The 21,644-nt window shown below is 58.8% G+C and carries 25 protein-coding genes; 11 read left to right on the top strand and 14 right to left on the bottom strand.

Annotated elements, in window-relative coordinates; genetic code table 11:
• Positions 1–102: 102 nt before the first annotated feature.
• From EL18_RS05765 to EL18_RS05755, 3 genes are all read right to left on the bottom strand, one after another.
• The gene (locus tag EL18_RS05765; protein WP_036480725.1) at positions 103–1,170 is read right to left on the bottom strand and encodes a YcjF family protein; all 1,068 of its coding nucleotides are present in this window, start codon (positions 1,168–1,170) and stop codon (positions 103–105) included.
• Positions 1,167–2,636, bottom strand: coding sequence for a YcjX family GTP-binding protein (locus EL18_RS05760; protein WP_036480723.1), 1,470 nt, complete (start codon positions 2,634–2,636; stop codon positions 1,167–1,169). Before EL18_RS05760 ends, EL18_RS05765 begins: the two co-directional genes overlap by 4 nt.
• Positions 2,637–2,700: 64 nt before the next feature.
• The gene (locus EL18_RS05755) at positions 2,701–3,213 is read right to left on the bottom strand and encodes a SixA phosphatase family protein (protein WP_036480721.1); all 513 of its coding nucleotides are present in this window, start codon (positions 3,211–3,213) and stop codon (positions 2,701–2,703) included.
• Between the two features lie 195 nt (positions 3,214–3,408).
• Between EL18_RS05755 and dksA the strand changes: the two genes are divergently transcribed.
• Positions 3,409–3,825, top strand: coding sequence for an RNA polymerase-binding protein DksA (dksA, locus tag EL18_RS05750; RefSeq protein WP_036480719.1), 417 nt, complete (start codon positions 3,409–3,411; stop codon positions 3,823–3,825).
• Between the two features lie 26 nt (positions 3,826–3,851).
• Here dksA and EL18_RS05745 read toward each other — a convergent pair whose 3' ends face one another.
• The 6 genes from EL18_RS05745 to EL18_RS05715 are packed head-to-tail and all read right to left on the bottom strand — an operon-like array spanning position 3,852 to position 10,601.
• Positions 3,852–4,229 carry a hypothetical protein gene (locus EL18_RS05745; protein ID WP_152552957.1) on the bottom strand — a complete coding sequence of 126 codons (378 nt, stop codon included), beginning with the start codon at positions 4,227–4,229 and terminating at the stop codon, positions 3,852–3,854.
• Positions 4,229–6,769, bottom strand: coding sequence for a cytochrome c oxidase subunit I (gene ctaD, locus EL18_RS05740; protein ID WP_036484098.1), 2,541 nt, complete (start codon positions 6,767–6,769; stop codon positions 4,229–4,231). Before ctaD ends, EL18_RS05745 begins: the two co-directional genes overlap by 1 nt.
• Before the next feature lie 2 nt (positions 6,770–6,771).
• Positions 6,772–7,830, bottom strand: a complete 1,059-nt coding sequence (locus tag EL18_RS05735) for a sodium:calcium antiporter (protein WP_036480715.1) — start codon at positions 7,828–7,830, stop codon at positions 6,772–6,774.
• Positions 7,831–7,833: 3 nt separating this feature from the next.
• Positions 7,834–8,817, bottom strand: coding sequence for a cytochrome c oxidase subunit II (locus EL18_RS05730; protein WP_036480713.1), 984 nt, complete (start codon positions 8,815–8,817; stop codon positions 7,834–7,836).
• Positions 8,814–9,941 (bottom strand): c-type cytochrome, encoded by a 1,128-nt coding sequence (locus EL18_RS17240; RefSeq protein WP_051913817.1) that lies wholly within the window; start codon positions 9,939–9,941, stop codon positions 8,814–8,816. Before EL18_RS17240 ends, EL18_RS05730 begins: the two co-directional genes overlap by 4 nt.
• 3 nt (positions 9,942–9,944) lie before the next feature.
• A complete protein-coding gene (locus EL18_RS05715) occupies positions 9,945–10,601 on the bottom strand; it encodes a cytochrome c oxidase assembly protein (RefSeq protein ID WP_051913815.1) in 657 nt (218 codons plus the stop codon).
• A gap of 63 nt (positions 10,602–10,664) precedes the next feature.
• On the opposite strand from EL18_RS05715, the gene EL18_RS05710 reads away from it, so the two are divergent.
• Genes EL18_RS05710 through EL18_RS05700 form a run of 3 tightly spaced genes read left to right on the top strand, consistent with a single transcriptional unit; the run spans position 10,665 to position 12,342 of the window.
• Entirely contained in the window at positions 10,665–10,955 is a 291-nt protein-coding gene (locus EL18_RS05710) for a hypothetical protein (RefSeq protein ID WP_036480707.1), read from the top strand.
• A 45-nt stretch (positions 10,956–11,000) separates the two neighbouring features.
• Complete coding sequence (locus EL18_RS05705; protein WP_036480706.1) at positions 11,001–12,074, top strand: AI-2E family transporter; 1,074 nt, start codon at positions 11,001–11,003, stop codon at positions 12,072–12,074.
• A gap of 16 nt (positions 12,075–12,090) precedes the next feature.
• Positions 12,091–12,342 carry a hypothetical protein gene (locus EL18_RS05700; protein ID WP_036480705.1) on the top strand — a complete coding sequence of 84 codons (252 nt, stop codon included), beginning with the start codon at positions 12,091–12,093 and terminating at the stop codon, positions 12,340–12,342.
• 9 nt (positions 12,343–12,351) lie between these two features.
• On the opposite strand, the gene EL18_RS05695 is transcribed toward EL18_RS05700, so the two are convergent.
• The gene (locus EL18_RS05695; protein WP_244444520.1) at positions 12,352–13,350 is read right to left on the bottom strand and encodes a DNA topoisomerase IB; all 999 of its coding nucleotides are present in this window, start codon (positions 13,348–13,350) and stop codon (positions 12,352–12,354) included.
• 152 nt (positions 13,351–13,502) lie between these two features.
• Between EL18_RS05695 and EL18_RS05690 the strand changes: the two genes are divergently transcribed.
• Both EL18_RS05690 and EL18_RS05685 read left to right on the top strand, forming a co-directional pair.
• Entirely contained in the window at positions 13,503–14,087 is a 585-nt protein-coding gene (locus tag EL18_RS05690) for a DNA-3-methyladenine glycosylase (protein ID WP_051913811.1), read from the top strand.
• A 93-nt stretch (positions 14,088–14,180) separates the two neighbouring features.
• Positions 14,181–14,363 carry a hypothetical protein gene (locus EL18_RS05685; RefSeq protein WP_152552956.1) on the top strand — a complete coding sequence of 61 codons (183 nt, stop codon included), beginning with the start codon at positions 14,181–14,183 and terminating at the stop codon, positions 14,361–14,363.
• Between the two features lie 17 nt (positions 14,364–14,380).
• Here EL18_RS05685 and EL18_RS05680 read toward each other — a convergent pair whose 3' ends face one another.
• On the bottom strand, positions 14,381–14,620 hold the full coding sequence (locus tag EL18_RS05680; protein WP_036480702.1) for a DUF2188 domain-containing protein: 240 nt from the start codon (positions 14,618–14,620) through the stop codon (positions 14,381–14,383).
• Between the two features lie 54 nt (positions 14,621–14,674).
• Here EL18_RS05680 and EL18_RS05675 point away from each other — a divergent pair, with 54 nt between their 5' ends.
• From EL18_RS05675 to EL18_RS05660, 4 genes are all read left to right on the top strand, one after another.
• On the top strand, positions 14,675–15,367 hold the full coding sequence (locus tag EL18_RS05675; RefSeq protein WP_036480701.1) for a hypothetical protein: 693 nt from the start codon (positions 14,675–14,677) through the stop codon (positions 15,365–15,367).
• Between the two features lie 93 nt (positions 15,368–15,460).
• Positions 15,461–16,045, top strand: a complete 585-nt coding sequence (locus EL18_RS05670) for a sigma-70 family RNA polymerase sigma factor (RefSeq protein WP_051913809.1) — start codon at positions 15,461–15,463, stop codon at positions 16,043–16,045.
• Between the two features lie 81 nt (positions 16,046–16,126).
• The gene (dusA, locus tag EL18_RS05665) at positions 16,127–17,134 is read left to right on the top strand and encodes a tRNA dihydrouridine(20/20a) synthase DusA (RefSeq protein ID WP_051913807.1); all 1,008 of its coding nucleotides are present in this window, start codon (positions 16,127–16,129) and stop codon (positions 17,132–17,134) included.
• A gap of 149 nt (positions 17,135–17,283) precedes the next feature.
• Positions 17,284–18,093: a sulfite exporter TauE/SafE family protein gene (locus tag EL18_RS05660; RefSeq protein ID WP_036480700.1), complete on the top strand. Its 810-nt coding sequence runs from the start codon at positions 17,284–17,286 to the stop codon at positions 18,091–18,093.
• Between the two features lie 6 nt (positions 18,094–18,099).
• On the opposite strand, the gene EL18_RS05655 is transcribed toward EL18_RS05660, so the two are convergent.
• A complete protein-coding gene (locus tag EL18_RS05655; protein WP_036480698.1) occupies positions 18,100–18,798 on the bottom strand; it encodes a retropepsin-like aspartic protease family protein in 699 nt (232 codons plus the stop codon).
• Positions 18,795–19,013 carry a DUF1289 domain-containing protein gene (locus tag EL18_RS17480; protein ID WP_244444519.1) on the bottom strand — a complete coding sequence of 73 codons (219 nt, stop codon included), beginning with the start codon at positions 19,011–19,013 and terminating at the stop codon, positions 18,795–18,797. Before EL18_RS17480 ends, EL18_RS05655 begins: the two co-directional genes overlap by 4 nt.
• Between EL18_RS17480 and EL18_RS05650 the strand changes: the two genes are divergently transcribed.
• Complete coding sequence (locus tag EL18_RS05650) at positions 19,003–20,031, top strand: nicotinate-nucleotide--dimethylbenzimidazole phosphoribosyltransferase (protein WP_051913805.1); 1,029 nt, start codon at positions 19,003–19,005, stop codon at positions 20,029–20,031. The two genes, EL18_RS17480 and EL18_RS05650, sit on opposite strands and share 11 nt — an antisense overlap.
• On the opposite strand, the gene EL18_RS05645 is transcribed toward EL18_RS05650, so the two are convergent.
• Positions 20,028–21,560, bottom strand: a complete 1,533-nt coding sequence (locus tag EL18_RS05645) for a sensor histidine kinase (RefSeq protein ID WP_036480695.1) — start codon at positions 21,558–21,560, stop codon at positions 20,028–20,030. The genes EL18_RS05650 and EL18_RS05645 overlap by 4 nt on opposite strands.
• Positions 21,561–21,644 lie beyond the last annotated feature (84 nt).

Raw genomic sequence — 21,644 nt, 5'->3', positions numbered from 1 at the left:
GGCGACAGGATGCGCGTTCTTGGTTAACGCTTTCTGACCAAGCGTACCCAAATCACCAAATCACGCCTAAGATGCTTGAGTTCTCACCAATGCGCAACGGCCTTAGCGTTTGACCGCGGCAGAACCTTCCGATTGCGCCTGCGAATAACTGGTAAGGGCCTTCAGGAACGCCGACATGCCCGGCCGTTTGAGTGCGTGAAACGGTAGGGGACGGACAGCCGCCATGGCCGCAAGACCGATGCGGGCCGTCATCATGCCGTTGATCATGCCCTCACCGAGACGCGTGGATAGACGTGCAGCGATGCCATGCCCGACAACCTGCTGCATGAGAGATTCTCCCATGGCCATGGAGCCGGTGACGGCCAGATGCGCGACAACGCTCCGGATGAGATGCATGAAGCCAAAAAAACCGGGCCGACCGGCATAGAGTTCGGAGAGGCGCCGGATGAGGCGTGCCGCTTCGAACAGAACATAAGCAACATCCATGATGGCTCGCGGGCTGACCGCGGTGACAACAGAGACACGCTTGGCGGCGTCGAGGATCAGCTTTTGTGCCTGCGCGTCGAGGGGCGCCATCAAGGCCTTTTCGGCCAGGTCGAGCATCTGGTCGCCGTCGATGACGTCGTCTTCGAGTTCCGATAGTCGCTGACGGCCGGAGGCCGTTTGTGGCATATCAGCGTAAAGCTGCACCAGTTCCTTCGTGATGTGCCGGGCGTCCTTTGGATCGGCGGTTTCATGCGCCTTCCGGGCGCGTTGACGCAATCGCTCGACGGAATTGATGCGCCACAATCCGGCTACTTCCCGCGCAATCAGCCCGAGAAAGGCAAGCCCGGCGGTCACCGCAAGTCCCAGGGCCCCCCATCCAAGCCAATCGGAACGTGCAAATAGATCGCGTACCAGGCCGTCGATCCACAATCCGATCCCCAGCGAGACGAGCAGTCCGAGCGCCCATAGGAGCACGGCTCCAAGACGCAGCCGCTTTCTTGGCGAAACGGCGGGTGCAGGCTGCTCCCGTGGTTCAAGACCGTCGAACCTGTCCTCGTCCTCGGGTGTGATGACGATATTCGCTGTCACAGCCTGGGGCTTGCGTGCTTCGCGGCTTGCAGCTTTGGGGTCTGTTTTTTCCTCTGGCTCGACCCTGAAGGCCTTCGGTCGGCGCGGTTCGCTCATGCCAATTGGTCTCCGACGAGAAATTCCAGTGCCTGGTCGAGCCTGATATGAGGCAGGGAAAGCTTTGCCCCTTCAGCCGTCTGTTCCAGGCGCGGCGGGCGGAAACGGATGAAGCGGATCTCAGGCGCAACCGCGGGCGGTCCGCTATCACTTTTGGCGAAAAGCGTGGAAGGACGCTCCGGCAGGTCACCGGGAAACACCGCTGTCTCGGTTTCGCCGTCGAATGTCTCGTCTCCGATGCTTTCGCCCGCGATCGGCGTTCCGATAATGACAGGCAACTGGTCCTTGCCGCTACCGGCGGTACCTTCGCGCGTCGCACGAACTGCGGCCATGGCGAGAACATCGACTTCTGCACCGGAAAAATTCGCGCGCGCAATGGCACGGTCGGCCAGTCGCCGAACAATCGCCTGCATGCGTTGATGACTTTCCCGATGCATGTGATCCGCCTTCGTCGCGGCGATCAGGATGCGGTCGATCCGGCGCTGCACCAGGTCGGTCAGCAAGCTGCCTTTGCCGGGCCTGAAGCAGTTCAGGATTTCCGTCAGTGCACGCTCCAGATCGCCTACCGCTTCCGCACCCGCATTGATTGCCTGCATGGCGTCCACCAGAACGATCTGCCGGTCGAGCCGCGCAATATGTTCGCGGAAGAATGGCTTCACCACATGCCGCTTGTAGGCTTCATAGCGCCGCTCCATCATGGCAGCAAAGCTGCCGGGCTTGATCTTGTGATCTTCAGCCAGGGGGATGGGGCCAAAGGTGAGGGCGGGAGAACCTTCGAGATCGCCCGGCATGAGGAAACGGCCGGGCGGCAGCGTGGACAGCGCACGACTGTCATGCTTGCACTGGCGCAAATAGTCGGAAAAGGCATCGAAAAGCTGGCGCGCCTGCATCTCATCTGCCGGACCATCCGGGTCTATCGACCGGGAGAGCCTCACCCATTCGCCCGATATGTCCGACCGCGAAGCTTCTGCCGCGCTATCCAAAGCCTCGCGGGCAAATTGCGCGTAATTCTTTCCCAGGAGCGGCAGATCAAGCAGCCATTCCCCCGGGTAATCCACGATATCGATGGACAGCCTTCCGCGCGAGAACATACGGCCCCAGGCCGACGCCGACTCGAACTCGATGGTCAGGCGCAGTTCGGAGATCGCGCGCGTGGAATCGGGCCATACACGTCGCTCCACAAGATCTGCGACGTGATCTTCATACTGGAACCGTGGCACCGCATCATCGGGCTGATGTTCAAGATAGGCCTTGGCAATCCGCCCCGATGCCTGGGCGTCGAAAAGCGGCAGGCGCCCGCCATGAATGAGATTGTGAACCAGCGAAGAGATGAAGACGGTCTTGCCGGCGCGGGACAATCCGGTCACGCCGAGCCGCAGGGATGGGGACCAAAGATTGCTGGTTCGATCTGAAAGCGTGTCGAGAGCAATGCGTGCTTCATCGGCAATGGAAGTGAGGCTCGGCAATGGCACATCCTCTGGAAATAGAACTCACGCCGCATATAGGTCGTCTGCAGGCTCAACCAAGCCGTCAGTGTTGACCGTCGGGTGTATTGAAGGCTGCGAGGTGACCTGTATCATTGGCGAAGGGCACGTAGTGGCCATCAAACTCCAGTACTGCGAGAGCGCATTGCGGCATGCCCGTTGCTTCCGCATGCCGGATCAGGTCAGGCTGACCGGAAGAGATACTTTCGAACAGCAGATCTTCAAGTGTCGGATTATGGCCGACGACCATCAAGGTCTCACAATCATCGCTTCTGGCGATCAGCAGGCGGCATCCCTGCGCATCGGTCCGGTAAAGCTGGTCTGAAAACTCAACGGGGATGTGACGCGCATATGGCTCGCCGAGTCCCTGCAGTGTCTGCCGCGCACGGGCTGCACTCGAACACAGGATCTTGCCGGGGGAAATACCCTCTTGCCGCAACCACGCGCCGAGTCGTTCTGCTTCTGCGATCCCGCGCTCGCTCAGGCATCGGTCGAAATCCGATATGCCCGGTGAGCCGAAGGTGGCACTCGCATGGCGCAACAAAAGCAGGCGATTCAACAGGCTACACTCCAAGGGGCGGCAGCAATTCCTGTTGTGCCCATTTTGCCGTGTTTTGCCAAGAGCCGCATCAGACACCGTTTATGCGCAGTTTTAGGTTGCAGTGACAAATACGTGAGTAATCAACCTTTCCGCTTGTTACGATCCCTTTCGCGGAATATATAGGCGCCGCTGGCCTATCTTTGGGGTGAATCGATGACCGATCTCGTTGATACTGAGTATATGCCCTCCGAGGACGAGCCCTTCATGAATGATAGGCAGCGGGCCTATTTCAAGAAGAAGCTCTTGCAGTGGAAGCAGGAAATCCTGCGTGAAGCGCGCGAAACGCTTGAGGCACTGCAGCAGGAGAACGCCAATCATCCTGATCTGGCGGATCGTGCGTCGTCAGAAACCGACCGGGCGATCGAGCTGCGCGCCCGTGATCGTCAGCGCAAGCTGATCGCGAAGATCGACGCAGCGCTTCAGCGGATCGATGACGGCACCTACGGTTACTGTGAAGAGACCGGTGAACCCATCTCGCTGAAACGTCTCGACGCCAGACCGATCGCGACACTTTCGATCGAGGCGCAGGAACGACATGAGCGCCGCGAAAAGGTCTATCGCGACGACTGAACGAACGCTCCCGATGGGGGCGTTTTTTATGTGCAGCTGGACAGGAGTGCTGCTGCAATGCCTGTCCAGGCCACGGCGAAGAGCGCCAGTACAAGGCCGAATTGGGCAACCGTGTCGTAAGCCTTCCGTCTGTCCATATGCTCGGAGAGGCCCAGCAGACGCGCGAAAGCGTTGATGCGCAGCAGGATCATACCGATCAGCAGCATGGTCACGGCTGTGGCGGCCAGCACAACCCAACGCGTCACTTCCTGCGAAAACCCCAGCCTGCACAGGAGCGTGTGCAGCGCGTAGACACCCATGAACTGCACACCCCAGATCAGCACGCCGGCTGCGACATATGCCAGGGTTCCAGTCGGTGAGGGACGCGGTTGGGGCTCCTTGGCCCAATCTCTCAGATCACCCATCATGCAATCCTTGGAAATCCGTGGATGAGAACCAGCCCCAGAAGCAGCTGCGCCACCGTGTAATAGAACAGGATTGCAGCATTCTCGATCGTCACGCGCCGTGCCCGGTCAAGCATCCCGCGATAATACCGCGCTACGCAGAAGCCGATCATGATCAGCGTCACGAACGCAACCTGAACGTTGATGACGCTGCCCATATAGACCATCGCACCATAGGAATTCTCGCCCGGTCGAAGCCCCGACTGATACTGGGCAAATATCTCAAGTGCGACGGCCGCTACGAGGACGACGACAGAGCTACCGATCAGCCAGATTGCGACATCGTTGCGCGCGCCAGGTGCCGGTAGTGAGCGGATACCGTTGCGAAGCATCAAGGCTGCCAGCAGAGCAAGAAACGCGGTCGCAAACGGCCAGGCAGCTTCCGGCAGGGCAGGAGAACCGACAGGCGCCCATACGTCCGGCGAGACAATCCAGAGATACAGATACGAGAATACGTATGAGATGTAGAGAGAGGATGCCACCACCACCAGGACGATCATCGCCCACCAGGAATGGGACTTCGGTCCCGACATGTAGGTCGGCAGCTTGATCCCGCCCCCGATCTCCACCGGTTCGTGCGACGGACCGTGGTCCAGACTCCATGTCCAGACGAGACATGCCCCGATTGCGATTACACCGCAGATCAGAGCAATCGTTACCGCCTTGATGGTCAGAAGCAGGAAGAAGGCGGCGGTGAAGACTGCCGCGATCAGATGCGTCCAACTCGGGCCCGGCATCCTGATGATATATTCAGGTTTGGCTTCAATCGGACTGGTGACGATCGTCTCGCGTCCGCCGGTTGGTGCATTGGGAAGGAAATGTCGGCCTTCCTCGACTTCGCGTTCCAGACCGGGTTGATCCCAAAGGGGCTCACGCGAGGTTACGAGCGGAATGCTGCGGGTGGAATAGGTGCCGCCGGGCAGCCATTCAAGTGTCCCGGCCTTCCAGGGATTGCCTTCACCCCCTGCAGCGGTCGGCCTGAAATTCAGGATCAGATCCACGACGAACAACACCACACCGGCAGCAAACATGTAGGCACCGATGGTGGAGATCATGTTCAAGCTGTCCCAGCCAAGGCCCTCAGGATAGGTCCAGACGCGCCGCGGCATACCCCGCAGCCCGGTTATGTGCATCGGGAAAAACGCCACGTTGAAGCCGACGAACATCAGCCCGAACACCCATTTCCCGATGCGCTCGGAAAGCTGGCGAACGCTCGCCATGGGCGCCCAGTAGTAGAAGGTTGCAAAGAGCGGGAAGACCATTCCGCCAATGAGGACATAGTGGAAATGGGCAACCACGAAGTAGGTGTCGTGGACCTGGAAGTCGAGCGGCACCAAGGCCACCATCACGCCGGTCAGGCCGCCCACGGTGAAGATGAAGAGGAAGCCGAGGATGAAGAGTGACGGCGTGTTGATCTGGAACCTGCCCTTGGCTGCTGCGATTGTCGCCAGCCAGGAGAACATCTGGATCCCCGAAGGTATCGCTACCGCCATGCTGGCTGCGGAGAAGAAGCCAAGCGACAGCGACGGTATGCCGGTGGTGAACATGTGATGCACCCACAGGCCGAAACTGAAAAAGCCGGTTCCGATCAGGGCCACGACGATGAGCCGGTAGCCGATGAGAGGGCGGCGGGCCATTGTGGCGACCATCATGGAGACCAGACCGGCGGCGGGCAGGAAGATGATATAGACCTCCGGGTGGCCGAAAAACCAGAAGAGGTGCTGCCAGAGCAGCGGGTCACCGCCTTTTGCGGCCGTAAAGAAAGGCCACCCGAAGGAGCGCTCGATCTCCAGAAGCATCGTGCCGAGAATGACCGCGGGAAAGGCAAGCATGATCATCGCGGCGAAGATCAGCATCGCCCAGGCGAAAATCGGCATCTTCATCAGTGACATGCCGGGCGGACGTGTCTTCAGAACGCCCACGATGATCTCGATCGCACCTGCGATGGCGGAGATTTCGATAAAACCGATGCCAAGCAGCCAGAAGTCGGCATTGTCGCCTGGAGAATACTCCTTCAACGTCAGCGGCGTATACATGAACCAGCCACCATCGGGCGCCATGTCGTAAAAGATAGTCGAGAAGAAGACGAGGCCGCCCACAATATAGGCCCAGATCGCAAAGGCGCTGAGCCGCGGGAACGGCAGGTCGCGTGCCGCCAGCATTTGCGGCAACAGCATTACGCCCAGCGCCTCCACGGCCGGAACGGCGAAGAGGAACATCATGGTGGTGCCGTGGACCGTGAATATCTGATTGTAGAGGCTCTGGCTCAGGAACTCATTGCCCGGCACGGCAAGTTGCGTGCGGATGAGAAGGCCCAGGATCCCTGCAAGGATGAAGAAGAGAAACGCAGCACCGATATAGAGGATGCCGATGACGGAGTTGTTGACAGCGGTCAGCAGCCGCAGGCCTTTCGGTGTCGCCCATACGCGCTCAAGCTCAGCCAACTCGCTGTCGGGCCTGTTGCCCTCATTGGGAAGAGGAAGAGTTTCCTGCGTGCTCACGATCACTGCCTCAACGTGTAGAGAAGAAGGACACCCACCGCATAGGAGATGATGACAGCTACGGAATCGTAGCCCATGCGAAAGAGCGACTTGTCACGACGCTCACTAAGTCCGGTCAGGAACAATGCGGTGAGAATAACGGCCAACAGCGCGCCGAAGATGGCGAAGTCGTCCATCTGGTTGATGACAGGGCCGCCCGTGTAGAGGATGTCCACGAGGAACACCATTGCGACATTGATCAGGTTGGTTCCCAATATGTCGGAGATTGCCATCGTGTAGAGGCCGCGCCTGGTGGCCGAGACCGCGGTCGAAAGCTCCGGCAGCGATGTCGCGAAGGCGATGAGCACGAAGCCAACGAAGCTTGAGCCCAGGCCACTCTGACTTGCTATTGCGTCGCCGGAGCGGGCCAGGATGAAGCCTGCGACGAGAATGATGAGCGCGATCCCCGCGGTCTTGATCAGGAGCGTGCGCAGCGCCTCGTGCGGTTCCTTCCCCACATTGGAGCGCTTCAGCTCATCCATCAATTCCTGCTCGACCTTGCCACCGCGCGCGGCGACCCATGGATGCTTGCCTTCCGCATTGGCCAGTATCCAGACGCAGAGCAGGTAACCGGTGAAGAAGGCGATGGGCCAGATACCTACGCCGAAGAAACCGATATCGCCCACCACCATCGCAGCCGCAGCAGAGGTGATGAGAATGATGTTCAGGCTGCCTTGAACCAGGACAGCCGGTTCGGGAACCACCGCCGTCAGCACACGACGGCCGACATAGAAATCCACCACCGCAAGGAGGGCCACCTGCAGCGCGATGCTGCCGAAAAGATTGTTGACGGCAAGCGCCGCGTCGCCAGCAAGTGAAGCGGTTGCAGTAACGCCGATCTCCGGCAGTGAGGTGACGCCCGCGAGAAGTACAATACCGACAACCGCGTGACCGGCCCCGGTGACATCGGCAATGGCGTCGGCATATTTGGTCAGCCTGACGCCTGCGAGCCAGACGGCCGAAGCAGCGATGGCGAAGATGATCATATTCAGCGGCAGGCTCAGTGAGGTGAAGTCGATCATCCGCTACTCCAAACCCGCCAGATAGGCGGATAGGGCTTCCAGATCGTCCTCCGCCAGCATCTCATATTCCGGCATTTTGTTATCCGGCTTGTAGTGCTGGTTGTCCGTGATCCAGGCTGCAATGGCATCCGGATTGTTGGGTAGAGTGGCTGCAGCAAGTGAGTGGCGACTTCCCATATGGGTCAGATCCGGACCGATTACGCCGCGCGCATCTGTCCCACGGATCGTGTGGCATGCGCCGCACCCGCTCTGCTGAAAGACTGTGTGACCGCGCTCTTCGAGTGGGCTGGCGGGTTCTTCGGCCGGCCCGGATTCCTTCTGCAGCCAGCTCTCATATTCATCCGCGGCCATCGCCACCACATGGAAGGACATCAGCGCATGGGCGCCGCCGCAATATTCGGCGCATTGGCCACGGCTGATACCTGCCTCGTTCGCCTGAAGCGTGATCACGTTCTCGCGCCCGGGAATCATGTCGAGCTTGCCAGCCAGTTGCGGCGCCCAGAAGCTGTGGATCACATTGTCTGAAACAAGCCTTATCGAGACCGGTCGCCCGACCGGAAGTCGCAATTCATTCGCACTGCGGATTTCGCCGTCAGGGCCGTTATAGATTACATCCCACCACCAAAGCTCACCTGCCATGGTGATGGTTGGTTCTCCATTTTCAACCGAACGGCTGCTGCCTGCCTCGAGAAGCAATGTGCTGTGAATGAAGAGATAGGTCAGCACGATGACGGGGAAGGCAATCCCGCCCAGTAGAATTGTTCGCTCATGGCTGATGATTCCCCGCCAGCGCTGGTTTCTTGACAAGGCAGTGAGGGTCAGTCCGACCATAAGCAGGGTCACGACCGCGCTTATCCCGGTTGCAATCCAGAAAAGCGCTTCGACTTCACCGGCTTCCCGTCCTGTTGCCTCCAGGACCGACTGCTGTCCGGCACAACCGGAAACAAGAAGGACCGAGACTACGATGAGGAGATGGAGCAGTCTCATTGCACCGCCTCCAGCTGCTCTGCAGGTCGGGTTGAGCTGTTGGAAGCGCGGCTGCCAGATTGCGCGGCATAATAGGCAGCAACTGCATTGATTTCTTCAACGCTCAGGCCGGCTGCAGCGCGCTGCATTATCTTGCCATAACCGCTCTGGCTGCGTTGACCGTCCGCCCACAGGAGCAACTGCTCGACCAGATAGGTTTTCGATAATCCGTTCAGCTTGGGAAACTGTGAGGAGGATTGTGCACCGTGACAGGCTGAGCAGGGGGCGATACCGCGCCCCGGATAGCCTTCCCGGACGATCTGGCGGCCTTGCTGGATCTCGGAGGGATCATGCTCTTCGGCGGATTGCAGGAGGTCAAAACTGCTATATTCCCGCGCCAGGCGGCGAATGTCTGAATCATCGAGTTCGGCTGCAATCGGCTCCATCATGCCGCTTTGACGCTGGTTTGACGCGTATTCGAAGAGTGCTCGTACCAAATAGGCATAGTTCTGCCCGTTCAGCGAGGGCGCGAGTCCGTTAATTGGTGAATCATCGGCATCACCATGGCAGCCCGAACAGAACTCCACGCTGCCTGTTTCTGGGCCATCTTCATCCACCTCCCGTCCCAGGATCGATGCGTAATCCTTGCGGGTCATGCCTGGAACATCCTGCAGGAACGAGACGAGCGCCCAGACTTCGCGTTGTCGGTCCCGCCCCGCCCAGGCCGGCATTCCGGTGAATTTGAGCCCGTGCTGAACGATCCAGTGCTGCTCGTTCACGTCCCATTCCAGAAGCGCCTCGTTCAGCGGAGGAGGGGCAGGATACATGTTGAGGGCAACAGGATTTGCCTCTTCTCCCGGCACACCATGGCAAGGGGAGCAACCGACATCGAAATATCTGGCGCCAAGTTCCGTCAGACCCGGCTCTTCCAAATCCGGTGGCTCATCACGTTCGACATGAGAGGAAACCGAACGGTGCAGCGTCAGCCGTATCAGATACTCGGTGATGCGAAAATGACGGACGTCCGCCCCGACATTGTAAAAGCCCGTGAACATGAAGAAAGCGCCACCTGCGCCGACTGCAACCACGGCAATGAGCGCCGCAACGAACCAGGTTCTTCGTTTTGGCCAATGAGAGAGAAACATGAGCTAGCGGCGCCCTCTATGGGGAAGCCAATTCGGCGCCTCTTCCAGCCTGCCGGTCCAGCGCGCCGCAATGATGACGGCTGCCAGAACATATGTCAGCGGGCAGGCAACCAGCATGAGCAGTCCAGCCAGCTGTTGATCGGCAAGTAGCGCGGGATAGGCTTCCGGCAGGCCGCCCATTGGAAGGTAAAGAGGTCGTGGTGCAAAGGTCAGAAGCACGCCCAGCAGGCAGAACAGCTTGCCCGTGATGAGGAGGGCGCTCAAGGATTGCCAGCCTGACCTGTCGGCCGTGTGAAAAACGACCGCCCAGAACCAGATCGCACATGCGAACAGGCTTGTGTGCATCAGACCCGTGAGCACCATCGAGTGGTGTGCAACGGCAAAAACGGATGGGATATGCCAGCCCCAGAGTAGGGCAAGTTGGCATGTCAGGGCTGGCCAGAGTCCGCGCTCAGCGCGCGTCAGGTGAAATTTTGGGAGGCGCAGGAGCAAGAGAGCCAATGCGGGTGCGACGAGATTCATCGCAATGATGTGCGTCGCCATGTGTTGGGTAAGAAAACCCTCTGCCATATCGCCACCCGTGTCCCCGAACATGAGCGAATTCGGCTTGTGAATACCGATCAATGGAGCAGCAACGTGCCAATGAGCAGCAGGTTCCATGGAACATTCGCGTGTGGGTTCCGTTGAGGCTCCAAACTGCACCTCACATCATGGAGCTTACCCATGGCCGCGCGTGACAAGAGCGACTTCCAGACCGACGACGTAAGGCTCGGTAACGATACCGGACCCGCCCTCGAGCAGGAAGACTGGGACGAAATGGAAGAAGGCGTACAACCGACAAGCATCCACGAAAACGGGGATGTGCGTTTTGAAGAGGAACCCGACGGTGAACTGCCGGAGGAGGATGACGACAACCCATATCAGGAAAGTGACGATGCGCTTCCCGATCGAGCCGAGGAGCGTGCGCTCAGGCGCGACCCTTCTAAGGAAGGGGAGCGTTTCGGCGAAGTCTGATCGCCATCGGAACTTCCTGTAGATTCATTTAAAAGGGGGCGCGCGATGAAGGCGAGCAAAGAAAGCGGGCATGATCTCGCGGATTTTGCTTACCGGCTCTTCATCGTCGCCCTCTTCATTGCAGGTTTTGCTGCACTCTGGTTTCTCAGAAACCTGGTGCTCCTCATCTTCTCCGCCATACTTGTCGCGATTGTCCTGACGAGCCTCACCTTACTGCTGAAACGGTGGGTGCCAGTCGGGCGGACCGCAGCATTTCTCAGCGTATCAATCTTCATCATCCTTCTTATCGCGGCATTCATCATGCTGGTGGGCGCTCAACTGGCTTCGCAGCTGAGCGAGCTATGGCAGCGGTTGCCGGATCTGATAAGGCCGCTGGAGACCTGGCTGGGGCTCGAGAATGTCGAAGAGTGGCTCTCAAGCCGAGTTGAGAGCATGGTGTCGCAGACATCCTTCATCAACAGGATCGCGGGTTTCTCATCGGCTGCGGCCGGTGTAATCGGCAACATCCTGCTTGTTCTGATTGCCGGCTTCTATTTCGGATTCCACCCCCAGCTCTATCTGGGTGGCGTTCTTTATCTCTTTCCCGAATACAAGCGCAATCACGTACACGAAACTCTTCGCGCGGCGGCAACTGCGCTGCAGCTTTGGCTGGCTGGACAATTGGTGGCAATGGTGGTGGTCGGCCTGCTCACCTTCGCCGGCCTGTGGGCACTGGGTCTGGAATCCGCTCTTGCACTCGGCTTCATCGCCGGCGTGCTCGAATTCATCCCCTTCGTGGGGCCGATCCTCGCAGCAGCGCCAGGTATTGCAATCGCCTTGTCGCAGAGCCCCGAGATGGCTTTATGGGTCACGGGCCTCTACATCCTGATCCAGCAGGTTGAGGGCAATGTTCTCAACCCGTTGATACAGCAACAGACGGTTACACTTCCCCCGGCTGTCACGCTTTTTGCGGTATTGGCATTCGGCATATTGTTCGGACCGCTCGGTATCCTGCTTGCCACACCATTGGCCGTTTTGTGCCTCGTGACCATCAAGCAGCTTTGGATGCGCGATACGCTGGATGAAGATGTGGCTCTGCCTGGCGAGGAAAGCGCACTTGCCGATGAAGAACGCAAATAAACAAGGATGATTTCCGATGCCTGAACTCGACAATTACGAACTTGAAGGCCGCTTGAACGCCCAACGGGAGGTGCTTACGCTCTTGTTGACACGTCTCGTCGAGGGGGGCGACACGGAATTGCTGGCAACCATTGAAGGCTGGGTCGATCCGGAAGATCATCAGGAGGATCCCGGTGCAGTTCCCAATGAAGCCTTCGCGGCGGAAGGAGCGGCCATGCTGGAGTATCGCCTCATCGCCGAACAGGTACGCGCACGCAGCCGTTCATAGCTACAGGATCTAACCGTCCAGGCGATCCTCCAGCCATCGCAATACCAGGGATTCATCCTGGTCCATGCCCTTGAAGGGCCTGCGGTAGCGCCGCCGGTAGTCGTCCAGCGCGGGTTGAAGGGAACCTTCTCCCCAGGCTGAGAGGACCAGCGGATGGATATAGCAGCGCCGACACACGGCGCGCGTGTTGTTCAGCTTCTTCGCCACGCTATCGATGACCTGGTTCTGCAATCGGTTCCGCTCCGTCTTGGTGTCCGGCAGCGGAAGTGTGCGCAGTCGCTCACATGCGATCGTTGTGGCACCCCAGGTCCGGAAGTGCTTGGAAGAATATTTTTCGCCAATAGTCTCGCGAATATACATGTTCACGTCGTGGGAATGAACATCACGACGGGCGTCCGTTTCGTCGAGATATTGGAAGAGTCTTTGCCCAGGCAGTTCCTGCATGCTGCGTATGATCCGCGCTATGCGGCGGTCCGCAAGTTTCAGGTTCCATTCCTGGCCGGATTTGCCGCGGAACGAAAAGCGCAACCTCGAGCCTTCGACTTCGACGTGGCGTTCCTTGAGGGTTGTCAGACCGTAGCTTCGATTGGTCTTTGCATAGATGTCATTGCCAATACGGATCAGCGCATTGTCGAGAAGCCACACGACCGAAGCGACGACACGCTCGCGGGAAAGCGAGCGCCGCCGCATATCATTATCCACGCGTTCGCGCAGTTCGGGAAGTCTCCGCGCGAAGTCGGTCAGGCTGCTGAATTTCGCCTCGTCGCGACAGGCCGTCCAGCCGGCATGATAGCGGTATTGCTTGCGGCCCTTTGCGTCCCGACCCGTGGCCTGAATGTGACCGGTGGCTTCCGGTGAAATCCAGACATCTTCCCAAGCGGGCGGAATGGCCAGGGCGCGTATGCGTCTGATCGTTGCCGGATCTTCGACCTTGCGGCCCTCACTGGTCAGGTAATAGAACCCTTTCCCGGCGCGCTTGCGCCTTATGCCCGGTTCCTGATCCGACACATAGACAAGATCGGCCCGTTGCGCCGCAAATTCGGGGTCGTGGAGTTCAGCGAGATTTTGTTCCAGCGGTCGCAGTGGAGGGAGCGCTCCTTCGCGCGTCAGCGTAAGGTCGCTTCATTGCGGCCTCAATCGCTTGAGAAAGCGTCGAAGCCATGGCTGGGTTCCGCAAGGAGTGTGAATTGCAGAACATATACCGATTTTGTGATCGTACAGCCCTCCGGGTCGCACCGGAACTGATCGGCGCATCTTTGAAGGTCCAGGGCGTTGGCGGAATTATTGTTGAAACAGAGGCCTACGCTCCTGATGATCCGGCCTCACACAGCTTCAACGGTTCGACGCCGCGTAATGCCGCAATGTTCGGACCACCGGGACATGTCTATATCTACCGTTCCTATGGCATTCACTGGTGCTTCAATATCGTCTGCGCGGTGGGTCATGCGGTATTGGTGCGAGCTATCGAGCCCCGGTGGGGAACGGACGCGATGCGTGTCAGGCGGGGGAGAAGCGACATCAGGCAGTTGTGCTCCGGCCCCGGCAAACTGTGTCAGGCGCTTGATATCGACAAGACACTGGACGGGAAACCGCTGGGCGAGGAACCGTTCGAACTTGTGCCGGCAGATGAAAACGTCGCGGTAATATCCGACAGACGAGTTGGGATCACCAAGGCGGCAGACTATCCTTGGCGTTTTGGATTGGCGGGTTCTGCAGTTCTCAGCAAGCCTTTCGCCCGCCGCTAGAGGGCTAGCTGGAATTTCACACGGCGAATTTACCCCATCATGACGGAAAAGCGGTTATGAAGGGGTAGGGCGACGATCAAGCAAGTGAGGGAGATGATGGACAAGCCCATTTCACCCCCGACAGATGCCAAGCTGGACAATGAAGTCCAGCTTCTCCTGCGCGACATCGAGAAAGAGGCCATACCTGAAAGGCTTATGGAACTGGCCTTGAAACTTCAGGAAGCCCTTGCCGCAGCGCGGTACTCAGACGACGGGGAAGCCACGCACGACCGCTGAAGCAGGATGCTGCCCGTTCAGTGCTTCACACCCGTCTGCGGACGCTCTTCACCCGATACTTCCTCCTCGTGCCACACGCCGTTTTCATCCTCATATTCGATATGTTCATCGGTGCCGGTCAGCTCATGTTCGGCCGCTGCCGTTTCCGCTGCCTGCTCAGCTTCATGCCGTGTGGCAAAGGTCTCTGAAAAAACGTCGTCTACCTTGTACGCCCAGCCGCCATCGTGCTCGACGACTTCATAGGTGATATTGCTCATAGCGATGCTCCATTGTTGGAGCACCAACGGCAGCACATCCGCTAAGTTCCCTGGATGTTGAACCAAACCGAGCCGCTCACGTTGCGTGACCAGTATCAGCAACAGGAGTGCACAGTGTGGGAATGGTTCCAGCACAATAGTGGCGCGATCAGTTCAATTGCCACTCTGGCAACGCTCGTGGTCTGGATCGGATACTTCCAGGTCCTGCTCAATGGCTATCGACACCGGATGCGTGCGCGGATCCTCATCAACAGAGGTGGCGGGCGCAATATCGATGCACGCTGCGTGCTTTCCAATATGAGTTCCGAACCGATCTACATCGAAGCGATCGTCATCTCGCTGGAAGGAGACGAAGATGACCAGATATGCTCGCTCAGCGACTTCGAAATACGGTCATCGAGCGAGGTCGATCCACGCGTGAAGATGCTCCAGGGACCGCTGGACAGCGCCGAAATGGTTGATATCGGCTCGTACAGGGAGATCCTTGACCAGATAATGGATTTCAATGGCCGGAGCGGGGCCGGCTATACAGGCAAATTCACGATCACCGTCATTGCCACCTATACCGCCGAGAATGCGCTTGTCGCAGCAGAGCGCACCTATGAGGCCTATGAGGACGGTGGCAAGGTTCGCCTCTACTCACCAACAGTTTCGGCACAGATGGTTCGCTCCAAGCGCGAAAGGCGCAGGTTGCAGCGGCTGCTGGAGCAGGATGATCTGCACAGGGCCCGGGGTGCGAACGCTTAGGACGTTCACATTTGTAAGTCACCGGAACCTTGTGGCTTTAGCTGACATTAAAGGTGCAACGTCTTCCACGCACGACATTCAGGAGATCGCCCGATGCCGACGGTGCGGGAATCACAATCTCAGGACAGTTTTGACCACCATGCTGAGATTGTTAGACTGCTACCGGCATTTCGCGCCTTTGCCCGCACCTTTTACCGCGACCCCAGTGACGCGGATGATCTGGTGCAGGAAGCGCTGATGAAGGGGCTGAAGAACATTCATCAGTTTCAGCCGGGGACGAGCATCAAATCCTGGCTCTTCACCATCATGCGCAACACCTTCTACACACGGGTGAAAATCGCGGCGCGTGAAGCGCCAGGTGACGCGGACTGCGTTTCTTCCAAGCCCGCTGCCGACCCCACACAGGAATGGTCAGCCAGAGGACGCGAGATCGCCGAAGCCATCCAACGCCTTCCACCCCAACAAAGGGAGGTGATGATGCTGATAGGCGTCCTGGGTTCCTCCTATGAGGAAACCGCTGAGATCTGCGGATGCGCAGTTGGAACCGTGAAAAGCCGCCTCAACCGCGCGCGCCTTCGCCTTCTGGAGGAACTGGGAGAGAAATCCGCAACCTCCTCGATCGAGCATGATACCGCTCACCCGGTTTCATCGCTGGAAGCAGGCGGGCACAGCCGATAGCTTGTCCTCCAAGTGGTGCATTTCATCTGCTCTTCCTATATGTGTGCCGGAAATCACGAAAGATCCGTTGACCGGCCCGACATGTACGAGACGACGCTAAAATCCGGAAAGAAGATCCTGTCCGTGGCGCCCATGATGGACTGGACCGATCGGCATTGTCGGTTCTTCCATCGGCAACTGACCCGTCATGCGCTACTATATACGGAGATGGTGGTGGCAGACGCAGCGATACATGGGGATCGCGAACGTCTTCTGGGTTTCAGCAAAGCAGAACATCCGGTTGCTTTGCAGCTTGGCGGGAGCGATCCCGACAAGTTGGCTCGTGCCGCTGTCATTGGGGCAGGCTTTAACTATGACGAGATCAACCTGAATGTCGGTTGCCCGTCCGATCGTGTGCAATCGGGCACCTTCGGGGCATGTCTGATGAAGGAGCCGGACCTTGTGGCGCGCTGTGTGAAAGCCATGAAGGCGGTGGTAGATGTTCCCGTAACTGTGAAATGCCGCATCGGCGTGGATGACCAGGATCCTGAAGAGGCGCTGAATGCTCTTGCCGAAAAAGTCTTCGCCAGCGGCGCGGACGCGCTTTGGGTGCATGCGCGCAAGGCATGGCTTCAGGGTTTGAGCCCCAAGGAGAACCGCGACATTCCACCTCTGGATTACGACCGGGTCTACCGGCTCAAGGAGCGTTATCCGGACCGGTTCATCGGCATCAATGGCGGCATCAGGGAGGAGTCGGAGATCGACCGGCATCTGGAATACACCGATGGCGTCATGCTGGGGCGCGTTGCCTATCAGAACCCCGACATTCTCACCAAGATGGACCGGTTGGTATACGGATCGTCCGAGCCGGAGCCTGATCCATTCGCGGTCATCAATGCAATGGTCGCTTATGCGTCAGATCACATAGCGAGGGGCGGGCGGCTTTCCCATGTTACCCGGCATATGATCGGACTTTTCCACGGCCGTCCCGGTGCGCGGGCCTACCGCCAGACACTGTCCGGCGAAGCAACCCGTCCAGGAGCTGGCCCCGAAGTGCTATTGCGTGCTGCCGCACAGGTCGCACCACGAGCGGATGTCGACGCCGCCTGAACGCGATACCAGGCTTCGACATCCCGGTGGATTTACAAATGCGCGCCCCGGCCTTAGCCAGATTGCTGGGTGTTTTTCGTGATTCCGCTGCAGCGATGGACAAACCATCCGTGGCGTAGCCTGCCGGGGGACGTATCGTGAATTTACCGATGGGTGAGATGCTCGCCTTTGCAGCAGCAATTGCGGGCGCGGGCGTGGTCGCCGGGCTCCTGGCCGGCATCTTCGGCATCGGCGGTGGCGCGGTGCTGGTCCCCGTCTTTTACCAGGTATTCGGACTTATCGGCGTGGATGAGGCCGTGCGCATGCATCTGGCGGTCGGCAGTTCACTGGCGATCATCGTGCCGACATCCTTCAGGTCGTGTCGTGCACATTTTCTTCGCGGTGCTGTCGATATGGCTTTGCTGAAGAGCTTCATCATCGCCGTTCCCGCGGGCGTGATTGCGGCAACATTGATTACCGCTTCGATCTCGGGTGCAGGTTTGCGCGCCATTTTTGCCGTCATCATATTCCTTATCGGAATAAAGCTGATCTTCAACCGGCGAGGCTGGCGCATCGGGGATGATCTTCCCGAAAACCCCCTCCGCTCGATTGTGGGCTTCGTGATCGGACTACTATCAACCTTGATGGGAATTGGCGGCGGCGTACTCAACAACACCTTCATGACGCTTTTCGGTCGGTCGATGCACCAGGCTGTTGCAACCTCGTCCGGAGTGGGCGTGCTGATCTCCATTCCTGGTTTCATCGGCTACATCTGGGCAGGCTGGGGCCTTCCCGGCCTGCCGGTCGGCTCCACAGGTTTCGTGAACTGGATCGCGGTTCTGCTGGTCATCCCCATCACGCTGCTGGTCGCACCACTGGGAGTGCGGATCGCCCACGCATTGGACAAGCGTCAGCTCGAGATTGGCTTTGGCATATTCTCGCTTTTCGTCGCGTTCCGCTTTTTCATCAGCCTGATCTAGTTTCCCTCATTCCCGCAGGATCAACCGGTCGCCCCTGACATCGTATCCGGCGAGGCTGGAGAGGAAATCCATTCCAAGCAGCGTCTGGCCAAGCGCCCCTTGAGGAGCCACATAGACCGCCCTGTCGGTTCGCTTGATCGGACCGACGGCTATTTCCTCGACACGCGCACGCGCGGCGCGGCCGATGCCATTGGCGGTCTGGATAGGGATGTTGAAAGAGAGTCGCTCGATCTCGATGCCGACACGCGCGGCATCCTGCGATGTCAGGACTGTGGACGATGCGCCTGTGTCGAGCAGCGCCGTAACAGGCTGGCCATTGACGGAAAGCCGCACTTCGAAATGACCGTTGCGCCCCTTTTCAAGCATCACAGCTGGTGCAGTCGCATTGCCGATCGTCACGGGACTGCCGGGAACGATCCCGGCCGTGAAACGATGGGCCAGGTCCTGCAATTCGTAGCGGTAGAGATAGCCCGTCATCAAAACCAGTGCGATCAGAAGCCAATAGGCCAGATCTCGCAGGGCTGGCCAGAAGCTGAAGCGAGATACGACCAGCCCGACAACCAGAACCGCACCCCATGTGCCGAGATAGAGCAGGCTGGCGAAATTGCTGTTCTCGATACCGAACACGCTGCCCGCATCGTGGTTCGCGACTAACAGGACGAGTCCGGCACCCAGGACGAGAAGGATGATCCAGAAGCTTCTCAATTCCTCTCCCTCCCGAGTTCATGGTCAGGTTCAGGTTTAAGGCCATCCAGCCGATGAAAACGCGCAGGCAGTTGCTCCATCACCGCCGCTCGCTCCGCATCACTGTAACTCGACCAAGCGACGATCTCCGCCAGGCTGCGTGCGCAGCCAACGCATAGGCCTGTCGCTGGATCGATGTCACAGACGGAGATGCAGGGAGACTGGATGCTGGGCATAAACGATAAGCCTTGCGTTGCCTTGAAGCATACAGACCGTTATGCCGCTCCCGACGAGTGGAGTGAAGCCAAGATGACCGCAACCGGACTGCCTTTCGACGATATCCGCAATCTTGCCCGGAATATGCCCGTGATGGATGAGGCTGCCGCGGCCAAGGTTCATTCTGCATTTGGTGCATATGGAGAGCGTGGCGGCAGATTTGAAGACATTGCGGCCTGGTTTGCTGCCTCGACGGGGAGGGGTACGCCGCTTGTTGCCAAGCCGCATTTGGCAATGTTCGCCGCAACCCACGGCATTGCGGGCCGACTGGGTGAAAGCCAGCCGGTCGCATCCGCACTGCATCGGATGGAAGAGATCGCATCCGGCGCCGCGGTTGTCAGCCAGTTGTGCGCCGCCAACAATGTCGGTTTGAACGTGTTCGACCTCGCACTGGAAGTGCCGGTCGGAAACATCCTGGCCGAAGATGCGCTCGACGAACGCGGTTGTGCGGCGACCATGGCCTTCGGGATGGAGGCTTTGGCGAACGGACCTGATCTCGTGTGCCTGTCCACGCTGGATGATGCGGCGCGCATATCCGCCGGCGCATTGATTTCATGCCTCCTCGATGAAAGTCCGGAAAACGATCTTGCCCGCGAGGCACTCGACCGGCATTCCGGGCACCTGGCAAATCCCCTCGAAGCACTGAGGCGCCTCGGTGGCCGGGAAATCTCCGCCATGGCAGGCGCTATAATTGCTGCAAGAACCCAGAACATCGCGATCATTCTCGATGGGAAGGCTGCCATTGCCGCTGCAGCAGTTGTGCACGCTCTCAACGACCATGGCCTGCAACATTGCCTGCTGGCAGACGATGCTGGCCTTAACGACGGCGTGTTGGTCAAACTAGGCCTGAGGCCACTCATCCGGATTGAGGCATCCGAGCCGGTGGCCGGCATTCTTGCCATAGACATTGTGCGTTCTGCAGGTGCGGTCGCCGCAGCCCAAGCCGATATGCGTAACCGCAGCGCTGCGGTGAGCTAGGCGATGCGCGCGTGTTTCTGGCGCTGATGCATCTCCGCCGGCATGGCGGGCAATTCTTCCATGACGCGCGATGACGGAAAGGTCACGACTGCTTCCGTCCCCTCACGCAGGCGCGACTTGAGATAAAGCTTGCCGCCATGAAGTTCGGCCAGCCCCTGAACAATGGGCAATCCGAGACCGGCACCTTCTTCCGCGCTTTTGATTGCAATCGTTCCCTGGCCAAATGCGGACAGAACGATTGGGATCTCATCCTCGGCAATGCCAGGACCGTTGTCACGTACCGAAAGATACTGACCACCCCCGGCCGTCCAGCCAACCGACAGACGGATCTGTCCCCCGCTTGGCGTGAACTTCACGGCATTTGACAGGAGGTTGAGCGTGATCTGTCTGATGGCACGCTCGTCTGCGAACAGACGGGGCAGGCTGTGCTCCATCTGCTCCAGAAGCCTGATATCCTTCGCTTTGAGTTTCAGGTTCATCATGCGCGCGGATTCGACCACCACGTCACTCAATATGACCGGCTCTTCATTGAGCTGGTAGCGTCCTGCCTCGATGCGTGAGAGATCGAGGATCTCGTTGATGAGCGCCAGGAGGTGCTTCCCGCTCTCATGCACATCGCTGGCATAATCGCGATAGGTATCGTTCTCGATGGGCCCGAGAACCTCCTTGGCCATGACCTCGGAGAAGCCCAGAATGGCATTGAGCGGCGTACGCAACTCGTGGCTCATCGATGCGAGAAAACGAGACTTTGCCAGATTTGCTTCTTCAGCGCGCCGACGAGCTTCATCGGACATGGCCTTGGCCGTCTCCAACTCGGCAATCAACCCGTCCTTTTCCGAACGGAAGGCCAGGAGCCGCAGCGTCGCCTCGTTTCGCTGATGCGCGACATAGGTGAAGAAGGGAAGGGAAGCGCCAAGAACGAGCGCCATGATGGTTTCAACCGTCAGGCTCGGTTGGGCGTGATAAAAGGCATAAGCCCCCACGGGAAACGCGAAGGTGGCCAAGATGGCCCCCCTGAGAGACGCGGCGATCAAGGCTGTTGCGGCCATCACAAGCAGGAGCATGATGGCCAGCAGTGTCGATACATCCGGAAGACCGCATTCCACGCAGCGCAGGGAAACGAAATAGGCCCACCCCACACCACCAACGAAATGCAGCATGAGAAACCGGCGGCGCAGCCGACGTACATCCATCGCATCCTGATCAAGCCGATCGAGGTGACGGGATAAAAGGTATAGGCCGAGATAGCTGCCGGCGGTGGGAACAAGCCAGATGGCCGCTTGCACCGGAAGGTCTATCAGCACACCAAATGCGGCCATGACAGCCAGGAGAAACAGGATTGCAGGAGCACTGCTGATGATCGCGCGCCCGTGAATCTTGAGCATGTCCCCATCGAATGCGGGGCTGCCGGCCTGGTGTGACAGGCGGTCGCGTGTCTTGCGAACCGCGCGCGCGACATCGCTGTTGCGGTGCGGCTTGCGCCGGTCCACAATGAACTTGTCAGCAGCACTATGTGGTTCACGCCCCATAAGCGACTACGCAATTCTCCCGCCAATCGCCTACAACCTAACCGCTAATGCTTAAGAGACCCTTCAGCACATGAACCGTTATCG

Source organism: Nitratireductor basaltis (assembly GCF_000733725.1).
GTDB classification, from domain to species: Bacteria; Pseudomonadota; Alphaproteobacteria; order Rhizobiales; family Rhizobiaceae; genus Chelativorans; species Chelativorans basaltis.
The sequence above is the reverse complement of the archived record's forward strand: the minus strand, read 5'-3'. Positions and strand labels throughout refer to the sequence as shown.

Excerpts from the sequence above, each read along its gene's own strand:
- EL18_RS05660 (WP_036480700.1), top strand. The coding sequence starts at position 17,284 with ATGGGTGAGATGCTCGCCTTTGCAGCAGCAATTGCGGGCGCGGGCGTG.
- EL18_RS05745 (WP_152552957.1), bottom strand. The coding sequence starts at position 4,229 with ATGGGTGATCTGAGAGATTGGGCCAAGGAGCCCCAACCGCGTCCCTCA.
- EL18_RS05765 (WP_036480725.1), bottom strand. The coding sequence starts at position 1,170 with ATGAGCGAACCGCGCCGACCGAAGGCCTTCAGGGTCGAGCCAGAGGAA.
- EL18_RS05705 (WP_036480706.1), top strand. The coding sequence starts at position 11,001 with ATGAAGGCGAGCAAAGAAAGCGGGCATGATCTCGCGGATTTTGCTTAC.
- EL18_RS05730 (WP_036480713.1), bottom strand. The coding sequence starts at position 8,817 with ATGAGACTGCTCCATCTCCTCATCGTAGTCTCGGTCCTTCTTGTTTCC.
- EL18_RS05710 (WP_036480707.1), top strand. The coding sequence starts at position 10,665 with ATGGCCGCGCGTGACAAGAGCGACTTCCAGACCGACGACGTAAGGCTC.
- EL18_RS05680 (WP_036480702.1), bottom strand. The coding sequence starts at position 14,620 with ATGAGCAATATCACCTATGAAGTCGTCGAGCACGATGGCGGCTGGGCG.
- EL18_RS05700 (WP_036480705.1), top strand. The coding sequence starts at position 12,091 with ATGCCTGAACTCGACAATTACGAACTTGAAGGCCGCTTGAACGCCCAA.
- EL18_RS05685 (WP_152552956.1), top strand. The coding sequence starts at position 14,181 with ATGATGGACAAGCCCATTTCACCCCCGACAGATGCCAAGCTGGACAAT.
- EL18_RS05675 (WP_036480701.1), top strand. The coding sequence starts at position 14,675 with ATGTTGAACCAAACCGAGCCGCTCACGTTGCGTGACCAGTATCAGCAA.
- EL18_RS17480 (WP_244444519.1), bottom strand. The coding sequence starts at position 19,013 with ATGCCCAGCATCCAGTCTCCCTGCATCTCCGTCTGTGACATCGATCCA.
- EL18_RS05715 (WP_051913815.1), bottom strand. The coding sequence starts at position 10,601 with ATGGAACCTGCTGCTCATTGGCACGTTGCTGCTCCATTGATCGGTATT.
- EL18_RS05650 (WP_051913805.1), top strand. The coding sequence starts at position 19,003 with ATGCTGGGCATAAACGATAAGCCTTGCGTTGCCTTGAAGCATACAGAC.
- dusA (WP_051913807.1), top strand. The coding sequence starts at position 16,127 with ATGTACGAGACGACGCTAAAATCCGGAAAGAAGATCCTGTCCGTGGCG.
- EL18_RS17240 (WP_051913817.1), bottom strand. The coding sequence starts at position 9,941 with ATGTTTCTCTCTCATTGGCCAAAACGAAGAACCTGGTTCGTTGCGGCG.
- dksA (WP_036480719.1), top strand. The coding sequence starts at position 3,409 with ATGACCGATCTCGTTGATACTGAGTATATGCCCTCCGAGGACGAGCCC.
- EL18_RS05645 (WP_036480695.1), bottom strand. The coding sequence starts at position 21,560 with ATGGGGCGTGAACCACATAGTGCTGCTGACAAGTTCATTGTGGACCGG.
- EL18_RS05690 (WP_051913811.1), top strand. The coding sequence starts at position 13,503 with ATGGCTGGGTTCCGCAAGGAGTGTGAATTGCAGAACATATACCGATTT.
- EL18_RS05735 (WP_036480715.1), bottom strand. The coding sequence starts at position 7,830 with ATGATCGACTTCACCTCACTGAGCCTGCCGCTGAATATGATCATCTTC.
- EL18_RS05670 (WP_051913809.1), top strand. The coding sequence starts at position 15,461 with ATGCCGACGGTGCGGGAATCACAATCTCAGGACAGTTTTGACCACCAT.